Annotated in this window: 11 protein-coding genes; 1 reads left to right on the top strand and 10 read right to left on the bottom strand. The window is 59.8% G+C overall.

Going from position 1 to position 12429, the window contains the following annotated elements; translation table 11 throughout:
* Positions 1 to 14 precede the first annotated feature (14 nt).
* Positions 15 to 158 carry a hypothetical protein gene (locus LC531_RS16170; protein ID WP_223652085.1) on the bottom strand — a complete coding sequence of 48 codons (144 nt, stop codon included), beginning with the start codon at positions 156 to 158 and terminating at the stop codon, positions 15 to 17.
* 5 nt (positions 159 to 163) lie between these two features.
* On the opposite strand from LC531_RS16170, the gene LC531_RS16165 reads away from it, so the two are divergent.
* Entirely contained in the window at positions 164 to 793 is a 630-nt protein-coding gene (locus tag LC531_RS16165; protein ID WP_223652083.1) for a porin family protein, read from the top strand.
* A 74-nt stretch (positions 794 to 867) separates the two neighbouring features.
* On the opposite strand, the gene LC531_RS16160 is transcribed toward LC531_RS16165, so the two are convergent.
* The 9 genes from LC531_RS16160 to LC531_RS16120 form a co-directional block, all read right to left on the bottom strand.
* Entirely contained in the window at positions 868 to 2193 is a 1326-nt protein-coding gene (locus LC531_RS16160) for a TldD/PmbA family protein (RefSeq protein ID WP_223652080.1), read from the bottom strand.
* Between the two features lie 29 nt (positions 2194 to 2222).
* On the bottom strand, positions 2223 to 3872 hold the full coding sequence (locus LC531_RS16155; RefSeq protein ID WP_223652078.1) for a TldD/PmbA family protein: 1650 nt from the start codon (positions 3870 to 3872) through the stop codon (positions 2223 to 2225).
* Between the two features lie 180 nt (positions 3873 to 4052).
* On the bottom strand, positions 4053 to 5387 hold the full coding sequence (locus LC531_RS16150; RefSeq protein ID WP_223652076.1) for a TldD/PmbA family protein: 1335 nt from the start codon (positions 5385 to 5387) through the stop codon (positions 4053 to 4055).
* Positions 5388 to 5493: 106 nt separating this feature from the next.
* Positions 5494 to 7146: a TldD/PmbA family protein gene (locus LC531_RS16145; RefSeq protein ID WP_223652073.1), complete on the bottom strand. Its 1653-nt coding sequence runs from the start codon at positions 7144 to 7146 to the stop codon at positions 5494 to 5496.
* 74 nt (positions 7147 to 7220) lie between these two features.
* On the bottom strand, positions 7221 to 8873 hold the full coding sequence (locus tag LC531_RS16140; protein ID WP_223652071.1) for a TldD/PmbA family protein: 1653 nt from the start codon (positions 8871 to 8873) through the stop codon (positions 7221 to 7223).
* 196 nt (positions 8874 to 9069) lie between these two features.
* Positions 9070 to 9357, bottom strand: coding sequence for a T9SS type A sorting domain-containing protein (locus LC531_RS16135; protein ID WP_223652068.1), 288 nt, complete (start codon positions 9355 to 9357; stop codon positions 9070 to 9072).
* Between the two features lie 76 nt (positions 9358 to 9433).
* Positions 9434 to 10129, bottom strand: coding sequence for a hypothetical protein (locus tag LC531_RS16130; RefSeq protein WP_223652066.1), 696 nt, complete (start codon positions 10127 to 10129; stop codon positions 9434 to 9436).
* A gap of 1073 nt (positions 10130 to 11202) precedes the next feature.
* The gene (locus LC531_RS16125; protein ID WP_223652063.1) at positions 11203 to 11772 is read right to left on the bottom strand and encodes a hypothetical protein; all 570 of its coding nucleotides are present in this window, start codon (positions 11770 to 11772) and stop codon (positions 11203 to 11205) included.
* A 225-nt stretch (positions 11773 to 11997) separates the two neighbouring features.
* A complete protein-coding gene (locus tag LC531_RS16120; protein WP_223652061.1) occupies positions 11998 to 12207 on the bottom strand; it encodes a hypothetical protein in 210 nt (69 codons plus the stop codon).
* Positions 12208 to 12429: the final 222 nt, after the last annotated feature.

Raw genomic sequence — 12429 nt, 5'->3', positions numbered from 1 at the left:
TGCACCACCGGCGTTCACGGCGTGCTCACGGCCGCCGTGCCAAACTTGCGGCTGCAACCTTTGTATACCCCAAAAGCGTCTTCCCCCGCGTTAGGGTAGGGCCGCTGCCCCGGCAGGCGCGGGCATCTCAACTTGTTTAGCTCATTTAACTTATTCATTTTCAATGCAAACCAAATACATTGCCCTGGCTGCTACGCTACTGCTCGCTACCCAGGCCCACGCCCAGTTCGGGGTTAAAGGCGGCCTGAGCGAGGCCGTACTCAGCGGCCGCGTCGGCGAAAATGCCACCTACAAATCGTATTTCCACGCCGGTATTTTTTACCAGGCGCACTTGATTGGGCCGCTTTCCATCCAGCCCGAGCTACTGTATTCCTTGCAGGGCTCGCAGTTGAAGGGTGCTTTTACCGCCACCAATTATACCACGCGTCTCAATTACGTGGCCGTGCCGATTCTAATCAAGGCCACCTTCGGGCCGCTCTACGTGGAGGCCGGGCCGCAGTTTGGCCTGCTGGTGGGAGCCAATGAGCAGGGCACCGTGCAGATACGCGGGGCCAGCGGCCAAGTGCTGTTCCGCGACGTGGACCAGTCCGCGACCGACAACTATAAGCGCGGCGACTTTGCGCTCTGCGGGGGGGTAGGGCTCAAGCTCGGTCCCATCGTGCGGGTCGGCGGCCGCTTCATCGCGGGCCTCAACGACATCAACAAGGCAGAATACCTGCAAGGCGTGAACGACCCCAGCCTCCACAACCGGGTGTTCCAGTTCTACGCCGCCTTCCAGCTACCCAAACTGTAGGTGAGTTTGGTTGAATCGTGCACAGAAAAAGAACGTCATGCAGAATGGTCTGCATGACGTTCTTTTTTTAGTTTTTAAATAGCGTCCGACAGGCTTGTGAACGTGAAATCCCGAATTTTGAGCGGGGGCACCAGGCAGCCGGCCAGGCGCACCGGCCGGCCGATGGCCTCAATATTATTGAGCATAATAATCGGACTCTCGTTGAAGCGCAGGTTTTTGATGGGGAATTTAATGGCCCCGTTTTCGATGTAAAACGTGCCGTCGCGGGTGAGGCCGGTGTAGAGCAGCGTCTGCGGGTCCACCTCGCGGATGTACCACAGGCGTGTCACCAGAATGCCCTTGGCAGTGCCCTTTATCAGCTCGGCGGTGCTCTGCGTGCCGCCCGCCATGATGAAACCACTGGGGAAGGCGTTGGGTACCACGTTGTTTTTCTGGGCCCAGAAGCGCGAGTAATACAGGTTTTTTACGACTCCCTTCTCCACCCAGCTCATGCGCTGCGTGGGCAGGCCGTCGCCGTCGAAGGCCTGGCCGGGCACCTCGGCATTCATGGGGTCGGAGTAGATGTTGATGCGCTCGTCGAAGAGCTTTTCGCCCTTGCGGTTGCCGCCGCCTTTCTTGGTCAGAAAGCTGCGGCCCTCGTCGGCCTCCCGCGCGCCCATGCTGTACATCAGCCCGCCGAGCAGCGAAAGGTCGTCGCCGGCCATCAGCGCGGCCGGCTCCAGAATGACGGTGTACTTGCCCGGCTCAATGGCCTTGGCACCCAGCGAGCCGGTGGCCTTATCGGCAGCGCGTTGGGTCAAGGCCTTGGTATTCAGCTTGGCCACGTCCGTCACGTCGGCAATGGCGTAGCCCGAGCCCCGGCCGTCGGGCGTGCGCACCGTCACCGAAAAATCGGTATTGGTCGACTGCTGGTAGGCCTCCAGGCCCTTCGAATTGCGCAGCGCCGTGAAGCGCGTGCCGCCATCGAGAAAGCCGGCGGCGGCCAGGTTTTTGGCCGCGCACAGCGCCATGCTATCGGCGGCGGCCTGGGCGCGGCCGGCCGGCGTGAGGGGGGTAGTAGCCGACGAGGGCGGGCTCAGGTACGTCTGCGGCTCGAGCGGCGGCATGTACTCGGGGCTTTCGGGGGCGAGGTGCGCGATTTCCTCGGCCCGCTGCACGCAGCGGCGCAGCGTGGCATCGTCAAACTCATTGCAGGTGGCAATGCCCGAGCGCTTGCCAAAGCTCGACTCCACGGTGAGCGACACCGAGTCCTGGGCACCGGCCGTGCTCACGCTGTTGCGGGCGTAGCGGATGTTGCCGGCCGTGCGCCCGCTCAGGCCCACCGTGCACGCGTCGGCGGTGCTGTAGCTCAGCACTTTCTTCAGAATAGCCTGGGCGTCGTCTTTGGAGAAAATAGCCATGATAACAAGATGCTAAAGGGGGGTAGGGACTAAACTTTCCGCGCCGTGTTAATGACGTTCACGCCGTTAAAGCGCGTGGTGGCCGAGCCGTGGCTCACCGACGATACCTGGGCCGGCTGGCCCTTGCCATCGAAGAAAGTGCCGAACAGGCGGTAGTCGCGCTGGTCGCACGAGCCCTGGCAGGCACCCCAAAACTCCTGGGTGTTCGACTGGTAGGCCACGTCTTCGAGCGGCTCCGTGATTTTGCCCTTCTCAATGGCGAAGAACAACTGCCCGCCAAACTGAAAGTTAAACCGCTGCTGGTCAATGCTGAATGAGCCCGCGCCGGCAATGTAAATACCTTTGTCCACCTTGCTCACCATCTCATCCACGCTCAGGGGGGTAGGGCCGGGCTTGAGGCTGATGTTGGCCATGCGCTGAAACTGCACGTCCTCCCACGACTGCGCGTAGCAGCAGCCATCCGACGCCTTCTGACCCACAATGTGCGCCTGGTCCCGGATTTTCTGGTAGTCCACCAGCTTACCAGCCTTGATGATGTCCCACTCCTTGGTTTTCACGCCCTCGTCATCGTAGCCCACGTTGCCCACCGAGCCGGTTTGCAGCTTATCGGCTACGATGTTGACCTCTTTCGAGCCGTAGGGCAGGCCTTTGGCCTTCCACTCCAAGGTAGCGAAGCTGGTGCCGGCGTAGTTGGCCTCGTAGCCCAGCACGCGGTCGAGCTCGGTGGGGTGGCCCACGCTTTCGTGGATGGTCAGGCCCAGGTGTCCGGGGTCAAGCACGAGGTCGTACTTGCCCGGCGTCACCGATTTCATGCCCAGCTTGGCCTTGGCCTGCTTGCCGGCCAGCGCGGCATCGGCCAGGATGTCGTAGCGCAGCTTATAGCCCACGGTGTCAGTGCCCTGCGGGCCGCGCACCTGCTCGGTGGCGCTGGGCGTGAGGTATTCGTAGCCCAGGCCCACCGGCGCACTCAGCGCCTCGCGCGAGCGGAACTTGCCGCTCTTGGTATCTACGGCCGTTACGCTGAACGTGGGCCACAGGCGGTGCACGTCCTGGTCGATGTACGAGCCATCGGTGCTGGCAAAGTACTTCTGCTCATTCACTTGAAACAGCGCCGAGTTGATGTAGTTGGCACCCGCGTCCATCGCCGCCGCGTTGGCGGCCAGCAGCAAGTCGGCCTTCTGCTTCACCGGCACCTCGAAAGCGCTCTGCTGAATAGGCGTTTTCCAAGTCACTTCGCCGTAGCCCTGCTGCGCGGCCAGCTGCACGGGTTCCTTCTGTACCTTGGCATCGGCCTTGGCGATTTCGGCGGCCAGGCGCGCGGTGGCAGCCAGGCTGGCCTCGGTCACGACGCTCGTGGAGGCAAAGCCCCAGCAGCCGTTCACCAGCACCCGAATGCCCACGCCGTAGCTCTCGGTGCTCACGATATTCTGCACCTGCTTCTCGCGGGCAAACACGTACTGGTTGAGCGAGCGCCCGATGCGCACGTCGGCGTAGCTTGCCCCGGCGCTTTTGGCGGCGTTCAGGGCCGCGTCGGCCAGGCGCTTTTTGAGGATGGTGTCGGCACCCGGCTCCAGCAAGCGGCTGGGGTCCACAAGCTTAGCCCCGAAGCCCGGCAGCGAGGGTAGCAGCAAGGCAGTAGCGCCTAGGCCGGTGAGGCCCACAAAGTCGCGTCTGTTCATAGCAGAAAAAAGTAAGGTGGCTGGTTAGGAAAAGGTTGCCGCGAAGCTACTCGCCGCAGATGCAAAAAAGAGCGGCCTGGTTGCCCGGCCGCTCTTTTTTGCGCGTCGGAGCTGCTTCGCTCCGCAACAGGGGGTAGGGCTGGCCCGGTACTGCCGGGTATTGCCGTTCCGCCCCAAACGTTACACCGCGTCTGACAAGCTGGTGAAGGTGAAGTCGCGGATTTTTAGCGGCGGCACTAGGTTGCCGCCCAGGCGCACCGGCCGGCCGATGGCCTCCAAGTTGTTGAGCATGATAATCGGGCTCTCATTGAAGCGGAAGTTCTTAACCGGAAACTTGATAGCGCCGTTCTCAATGTAGAACGTGCCGTCGCGGGTGAGACCGGTGTAGAGCAGCGTTTGCGGGTCCACGGGACGGATGTACCACAGGCGCGTCACCAAAATACCTTTTTTAGTGCTTTTGATAAGGTCGGCGGTGCTCTGGGTACCGCCTTCCATGATGAAGTTGCCGGGGTTGGGTAGCGAAGGAATCCCGCTTTTCTCAGCCCAGTAGCGCGAGCTGTATAGGTTCTTTACTACCCCCTTCTCTACCCAGGTAGTGCGCTGCTGCGGGCGGCCATCCTGGGCGAAAGTTAGGTCAGGTACCTCGGCATTCAGCGGGTCCGAATAGATGGTAACTCGCTCATCGAACAGCTTTTCGCCCTTGCGATTGCCGCCGCCTTTCTTGCTCAGGAAGCTGCGGCCCTCGTCGGCGGCGCGGGCGTCAAACGACTGCGCCAGCGCGCCCAGCAAAGAGGTGTCAACGGCCGAAACCAGCGCATTAGGCTCCAGAATAACGGTGTACTTGCCCGGCTCAATGGCCTTAGCGCCCAGCGAAGAAGACGCTTTGCCAGCCGCCACCGCCGTAAGGCGTGCCGCGTCGAACTTCGCCACGTCGGTGAAATCGGTAGCCGCGTAGCCCGAACCCATGCCGTCGGGCGTGCGCACCGTGATGCTAAAATCGAGATTGGTAAAACGTTGGTAGGCTTCGAGGCCCTTCGAGTTGCGCTTGGCCACGAAGCCCGCCGAGTCGTTGAGAAAGCCCGCCGACGACAGCTTTTTGGTGTCGCAATACTGCATGCTGGCCGCCATCTGGCGGGCGCGGTAGTCGGGCGTAATGGCCGCCGTGTTGGCCGCGTATGAAAGCGGCGACGACAGGTAATTCTGCGGCCCCAGCAGCGGCATGTGCTCGGGGCTTTCGGGGGCCAGCCGGGCGATTTCCTCGGCGCGCTGCACGCAGCGGCGCAGGGTAGCCTCGTCAAACTGGTTGCACGTGGCAGTGCCCGAGCGCTTGCCGAAATACGACGTCACGGCCAGCGACACGTTGTCCACGGCCCCGGCCGTGCTAATGGAGTTGCGCGCCGAGCGCACGTTGCCTTCGAGGCTGCCGTTGAGGTTGGCCTCGCACTCGTCGGCGGTGCTGAAGCTGAGGACTTTCTTGAGAATATCCTGGGCTTCGGTTTGGGAGAGAATTGCCATTATCGTTGAATTGTCAATTTTTCGTAAAACTTAATCGCTTGTCCTTGCGAGCGCTTCACCTCTGCTTGATGCGCAGAATGTTGCGTTCGCAAGGACAGACGATTTGTTACCCAATCTTGCGGGCCGTGTTAATAATATTGACCCCATTAAACCGCGAGGTAGCCGAGCCGTGGCTCACTGCCGAGCTTTGTGAAGGCTGGCCCTTGCCATCATTAAAGAAACCCGCGAAGCGGTAGTCCGACGCATCGCACGAGCCGGCACAGGCACCCCAGAATTCGAGCGTATTGGTCTGATAAGCCACGTCTTCGAGCATTTCGGTGATTTTGCCGTTCTCGATGGCGTAGAATACCTGGCCGCCAAACTGCGAGTTATAGCGCTGCTGGTCAATCGAAAACGAGCCGTTGCCGGCGATGTAGATGCCTTTCTCTACCCCCTTCACCAACTCATCGGGCGTCATCTTAGCGGTGCTGGGGCGCAGGCTTACGTTGGGCATCCGCTGGAACTGCACGTCGCGCCACGACTGTGAGTAGCAGCAGCCATCCGACGCATCTTGACCCACGATGTAAGCCTGGTCGCGAATTTTCTCGTAGTCAATGAGTTTGCCCTGGTCGATGAGCGTCCACTCCTTGGTTTTCACGCCTTCATCGTCCCAGCCCACCGCGCCCAGCGAGTTGGCTTGCAGCTTATCAGCCACAATATTCACCTGCTTCGAGCCGTAGGGTAGGCCCTTCTTGCGCCAATCGAGGGTAGCAAACGAGGTGCCCGCGAAGTTGGCCTCGTAGCCCAGCACACGGTCCAGTTCCAGCGGGTGGCCCACCGATTCGTGGATGGTCAGGCCCAGGTGGTGCGGGTCGAGCACAAGGTCGTACTTGCCCGGCGTCACCGACTTGGCGGTAATCTTGAGCTTGGTTTGCTTGGCGGCCAGGGCCGCGTCTTCCAGAATATCGTAGCTGTTTTTGTAGCCAATCACGCCCGAGCCGGTGGGGCCGGCTATCTTGTCGGCGGCCTTGGGCGTGAGGTACTCGTAGCCCATGCCCATCGGTACGCTCAGCGCCTGGCGCGAGCGAAATTTGCCGCTGGCCCGGTCCACTACCGTGACCGAAAACGTGGGCCAGATGCGGTGAATATCCTGGTCGATGTACGAGCCGTCGGTGCTGGCAAAGTACTTCTGCTCATTCACTTGAAACAGCGCCGAGTTCACGAACGACGCGCCATTTTCCAGCGCCGCGCCGTTGGCGGCCAGCAGCAAGTCCACCTTTTCCTTCACCGGCACCTCAAAGGCGTTTTTCTCAATCGGTGCCTTCCAGCTCACCTCGCCGTAGCCCTTTTGCGGAGCCAGCTTCACAGGCTCCTTCTGCACTTTCGAGTTGGCTTTGGCGATGGCCACGGCCTGCTGCGCGGTTTTGGCAATGCCCGCGTCGCTCACATTATTGGTCGCCGCGAAGCCCCAGGTGCCGTTGGCAATCACCCGAATGCCTACCCCAAAGCTCTCGCCGCTAGCGATGTTCTGCACCTGCTTCTCGCGGGTGAAGATGCCCTGGTTGAGCGTGCGCTGAATGCGCACGTCGGCATAGTTGGCACCGGCGGCCTTCGCCGCGTTCAGGGCCACGTCGGCAAGGCGCTTTTTCTGGGCCGCGTCGAGGCCTGGCTCCAGCAGCTGGGCCGGGTCCACGAGGTTGCCGGCCAGGCTCGGGAAGCTCGGGAGCCACAAGGCCCCGGCGGCCAGGCCGGTGAGGGTAGTGAAGTCGCGTCTGTTCAAGGGGGTAAGAGTTTTAGAGGTTTGAAGGAATAAGAATGTTGCGCTCGCAATGACAGGCGGTGCTAGCAGAAAAGCTACCCAATCTTACGGGCCGTATTAATGACATTAACCGCATTAAACCGCGAGCTGGCCGAGCCGTGGCTCACGGCCGACACCTGCGAAGGCTGGCCCTTGCCATCGAAGAACGAGCCGAACATTCGGTAGTCCGAGGCGTCACACACGGCCACGCACGAATTCCAGAATTCTTGGGTGTTGGCCTGGTAGGCCACATCGTCGAGCATGCCAGCAATTTTGCCTTTCTCAATGGCGTAAAACACCTGGCCGCCAAACTGGAAGTTATAGCGCTGCTGGTCAATGGAGTAGGAGCCCCGGCCGGCGATGTAGATGCCCTTGTCCACGCCACTTATCAGGTCGTCCACGCTCATTTTGGCGGTACCGGGGCGCAGGCTCACGTTGGGCATCCGTTGAAACTGCACCGCATCCCAGGAGTCGGCGTAGCAGCAGCCATCGGAGGCATTCTGGCCCACGATGTGCGCCTGGTCGCGAATCTTCTCGTAATCAACGAGTTTGCCCTGGTCGATGAGCGTCCACTCCTTGGTTTTCACGCCTTCATCGTCCCAGCCCACCGCGCCCAGCGAGCCGGGTTGCGTCTTGTCGGCGATGATATTGACCTGCTTCGAGCCGTAGGGCAGGCCCTTGGCCCGCCACTCCAGGGTAGCGAAGCTGGTGCCGGCGTAGTTGGCCTCGTAGCCCAGCACGCGGTCCAGCTCCAGCGGGTGGCCGATGCTCTCATGGATGGTGAGGCCCAAGTGGTTAGGGTCCAGCACGAGGTCGTATTTGCCGGCCAGCACTGAGGTGGCGGTGAGCTTGGCCTTGGCCTGGCGGGCGGCCAGGGCGGCATCTTCCAGGATGTCGTAGCTGTTGCGGTAGCCGATGAGACCGGTGCCGGCGGGACCCGCCACTTTGTCCACGGCGAGGGGGGTAAGGTACTCGTGGCCAAGGCCCATCGGCGAGCTGAGCGCATCGCGGGTCTTGAACTTGCCGCTAGCCCGGTCGATGGCCGTGACCGAAAACGTGGGCCAGATGCGGTGGATATCCTGGTCGATATACGAGCCGTCGGTGCTGGCAAAGTACTTCTGTTCGTTTATCTGAAACAGGCTGGAATTGACGAAGTTGGCGCCGTTGGCGAGCGCCGCCGCGTTGGCAGCCAGCAGTAGCTCGGCCTTCTGGGCTACGGGCACCTCAAAAGCATTTTGCTTGATGGGCGTGCGCCAGCTCACCTCGCCGTAGCCCTTTTGCGGGGCCAGCTGCACCGGCTCCTTCTGGGTTTTGGCGTTGGCCTTGGCCATTGCCACGGCCAGCTGCGCGGCTTTGACCAGGCCCTTGTCACTCACGTCGTTGGTGGCACCAAAGCCCCAGCTGCCGTTGGCAATCACGCGCACGCCGGCCCCGAAGCTCTCGCCGCTGGCAATGTTCTGCACCTGCTTTTCGCGGGTGAAAATGCTCTGGTTGAGGTAGCGGCCGATGCGTACGTCGGCGTAGCTGGCACCGGCGCTTTTGGCCGCGTTTAGGGCCGCGTCGGCGAGGCGCTTTTTGGCGGCCACGTCGAGGCCGGGCTCCAGCAGGCGGGCGGGGTCCACGAGCGTGCCGGCCCGGCCGGGAAAGGGGGGTAGGAGCAGGGCTCCGGTCGCCAGGCCGGTGAGGCCCACAAAGTCACGTCGTTTCAAAAGCAGGAAAGATTAGAGGCCGCCAGATAGGTTCAACTGGCAAGATGCAGCTTTTTCCTGAAAAAGACATAATCGCCCGCCCGGCGTTGCAGCGGTTGGCGGGGGTAGGGAGTTTTTAATCAGTGGGCAGCAATAAAAAGAGGCTCCGCTGTGACAGCGGAGCCTCTTAAAAAGTCAATGTTAAAATTATTGCTGGTCAGTGTATTACCTGAATATGTTCGGTCACTAAGCCCTTGCCGTGGCCCGTGCGCAGGTGGTAGAGGCCGTTGGGCAGGTCGCGCACATTGAGCATGGCCTGACCGTGTGCACTGTGCTGCGTCTTCACCGGCCGGCCGTAGTTGTCATATAGCGTCGTTTCAAGCGCGGCGCTATCGGCGGTGAGACTACTAAGGCGGGCGGGCGCGTCGGTGGGCTGGTCGGGGTCGGCGGCCGTTACCAACAGCTCGTCGCTCACCGGGTTGGGGGCAGAGCGATAGGAGTACATGTTGCGGGGGGGCAAACGCGAAACTGCCGGCCAGCGCGCATGGCGAGCCAGGCGCGGACACGTTGATTTGCACGCCCTACCCCGCCGGCAGGTAAAAAGAAGTAGAGCGGCCAGAGTAGCTGCTGAGCTGAATGGCAGGCGAGCTGGAAAACGTGAAATTAGCGCCCTCGTTCAGAAACATACTTATCTGCCCACCCGTCACGTATTGCACAGTTTGTAGTGTCTGGCTACTGCTGACACCGCCGCCGTAGAAGTAGCCGCTCGGCTCCGAGCCTACCCGCACGGTTTTGGTCACGCTCGGGACGCAGGCTCCGGGCAAGGTGCCCGTGATGGTGCCCGTCCCCGCCGCCCCCGCCGCCGCCGCTGTAAATAGCTGACTACCATAACTAGAGCTGTTGGTAAACAAGCCAGCCGGGGTAGCCGCCCACACCAGCGTCGTATTAGATTGGAACAAAGCCGTTTGGGAGCATACTTGGTCGGGACCGGTTAACGAGGGATTAATTACGGTCGGCACCTGCGTCACGCTTGGGTCCGTCGTCAGCCAGTCCGAGAGCCGCGTTTGCGGGGTGCCGCCCCCGGTCCAGGAGAGGTCGAAGCGGCCGTAGTCGCCATCGTGCTTGTCGCAGTACGGGCGGGTGTCGTTGGTTGCATCACCGTATAGCTGTCCGACTACTAAATGGTTCTGGTCGAACAGCGCTGCGCCCGATGAGCCGGGCTGCGTAGTACCAACCGTAAAGTTGGTGTGCCAATAAGTAGCTAAAAAGGGTTGCACACCGCTTGGCGCAAGCGAGATTTTCATCACGTCACCCGCCGCGTGGTGCAAGCTAGCCGCGCTGGTAGCCGGAGTAGTTGTCCGATTCCAGCCCGCGTAGGTAATGGGACTGCCAGTTGGCGGACGCTGATTAAGCCTGAGTAGCGCAAAATCAGTAGACTGATAAGAAGCAACTACCTGCGCGCCTGAAAAGGAAAGGTAATTAGTTGGTTCAGCTCCGGCGCAGGTAGAACTCTTGTACTGAAAGCGAAATACCATTCTGTTCGCGTCCATACCATTGATGCTGTGGTAGGCGGTTAAAAAATTAGGAATTAAACTTTTGCAATTGTCATTTAACAAAGTGCCGGTGGAATATTGGCCGTTAGGCAAGAGTATCAGAGCAACAGCATTAGACTCTGTTTGCCAGTCCCTGCCGGCTGAGCAATTGATGTCCACGTTGCAGGGGGCTGATTGCCCATAACCAGCGTAGGGCTGGCCGGGCAAGTCTTGGTAGCCATGCACTACCTGGTCCGCGTGTAATATGCTCTGCCCTCGAAACGCAGTTGGCTCAAACAATTCAAATGTTACTACTTCACCCTTGAGCAGGTCAGTAGCGAATATTCTGGCTTCTGTGTTCTGAGCCGCGGTGATGGGACCCATTACTACGCTCCGGTCGGCGTTGTAGAGATATAACTCGGCCCCTGGCGGCAGGAAAAACTTATCAAACACAAAGTTGAGCGAGCGGGCACCCGGTGAAGTTAAGGATAGCCTCCACCGCCGGCCACCCGTCGCCGGCTCCCAGCTCCCGGCAGGTAACAAGTTGACTGCCAGGGATACCGGCTTGCCAAAATGCGGTAAAACTCCCTGTCGTACTCCGCACTGGTCTTCCTTCACCAGCGCCGACACATCAGGAGCCTGAAGCCGTAGAACGGGCAAAGCAGTTGAAAATTTACTGGCTGGGTGTTCGGCTGGTTGGGTCAACTGTTGAACACTTCTGACAGGTATCTGCGCTTCCGCAACCCGGCCAATAATGCTCATAGACAAAAAAAGGTAAATGTATTTCATAAGAAAAGTGGAAAAGAAATAGAAAAAGATTATTGCACGTCAAACTCCCGCACCATAGTTGGTGGGGCAGTTTCGGTAGTAGCAACGCCATCCTGATACCAGACGAACGACGCGGAAAAGGAAGCGTAGTAGTGACCTTTAGGTAGAGTAGTAGTGGCCGCGTGCGTACAAAATGGCTCGTTCTCAAATGAATTAGCAGGCTTGGTTGGTTCTAGCCATTTGATGGTGAATTGCAGTACATCATGCGCGGGCAAGGGATGAGGGCCACCCACATAGTTCACGCACAGGCCATCGTAAGGCCGGCCCACTAACTGCGGAACACCTTTGGTAAAGCTATAAATGCTTGGTAGCCCCTGGTAGTCCAGGTTCCGAAGGTCAGTGAGCAGAAACATCGTCTGGTCCGTATTATTCCGCGCCTCGAAATGAAAGGTAATATTCTGGCCCTCCGCGAAAACGCTGGTTTCCTGGCCTTGCTCATTGAGCAACTGAAAGGAAAAGGTCAGCGGCTCGGCAGGAATTGGCTCTTCCTTCTTCTGGCAGCCCAGCAGCCCACCAAGTAGGGCGCAGAAAATAAGCCCGGAAATGAAATGAGTTTTCATCGGTAAATAGGTTATAAATCCAGCAATGAGTTGTCTGCGTTGGGGCATAATTCGCTAGCCCCTGCCCGCCGCCGGAAAAGCAGCCCCCCACGATAAATTAGTTTGCAGCCCTGATGGCGCGGTAGCCCCTGCCGGGCCGGCTGCCAGAACCTGACGCGCATGGCGACAGGCAGGTAGCCGACCCGGTATTGAAGCTCACTTTGCCGGAACAAGCCGCGCCGGTCCTTACTCCCGGCCGGGCGCGGGCTGCGGCTTGGCCTTGTAGAGTAGAAAGCCCGCCGTAGCCAGCCCTTGCCGAATTTGCTGCCGGTAGCCGTAGGTGCTACCGTCGAACGTAAAGCGGCGCGTGTAAGGGGTCAGGCTCTGCTCCAGGCGCAGATTGAAATCGAAACGGCCGAACGTAACCCCTACCCCTAGTTGACCAAGTAGTTGCACTGGCTGTACACTTTGAAATAGGCTATTAAAAATGGCAGCTGAGGCTGGATAGCCAGGTGTCACTTCCAGTAGATTCTCTCGTTGATTAAAGGTTAGTACCGGACCGAGTAACACGTAAGTGTGTCGCCCAGTATGTAAGCCCCCCAAAGCAGCTATTTCCCACCGTCGGATATGGTGACCAAAAGTAAAATAATAAGGGCCAAATGAAATAGGAACTGCGTC

Source organism: Hymenobacter psoromatis (assembly GCF_020012125.1).
Taxonomy (GTDB): Bacteria; Bacteroidota; Bacteroidia; order Cytophagales; family Hymenobacteraceae; genus Hymenobacter; species Hymenobacter psoromatis.
Note: the sequence above shows the minus strand (reverse complement) of the source record. Positions and strands in the feature narration are given on the sequence as shown.

Bases quoted from the DNA above. Each gene is read 5' to 3' on its own strand.
- LC531_RS16150 (WP_223652076.1), bottom strand. From the start codon at position 5,387: ATGGCAATTCTCTCCCAAACCGAAGCCCAGGATATTCTCAAGAAAGTC.
- LC531_RS16170 (WP_223652085.1), bottom strand. From the start codon at position 158: ATGAATAAGTTAAATGAGCTAAACAAGTTGAGATGCCCGCGCCTGCCG.
- LC531_RS16160 (WP_223652080.1), bottom strand. From the start codon at position 2,193: ATGGCTATTTTCTCCAAAGACGACGCCCAGGCTATTCTGAAGAAAGTG.
- LC531_RS16165 (WP_223652083.1), top strand. From the start codon at position 164: ATGCAAACCAAATACATTGCCCTGGCTGCTACGCTACTGCTCGCTACC.
- LC531_RS16125 (WP_223652063.1), bottom strand. From the start codon at position 11,772: ATGAAAACTCATTTCATTTCCGGGCTTATTTTCTGCGCCCTACTTGGT.
- LC531_RS16155 (WP_223652078.1), bottom strand. From the start codon at position 3,872: ATGAACAGACGCGACTTTGTGGGCCTCACCGGCCTAGGCGCTACTGCC.
- LC531_RS16135 (WP_223652068.1), bottom strand. From the start codon at position 9,357: ATGTACTCCTATCGCTCTGCCCCCAACCCGGTGAGCGACGAGCTGTTG.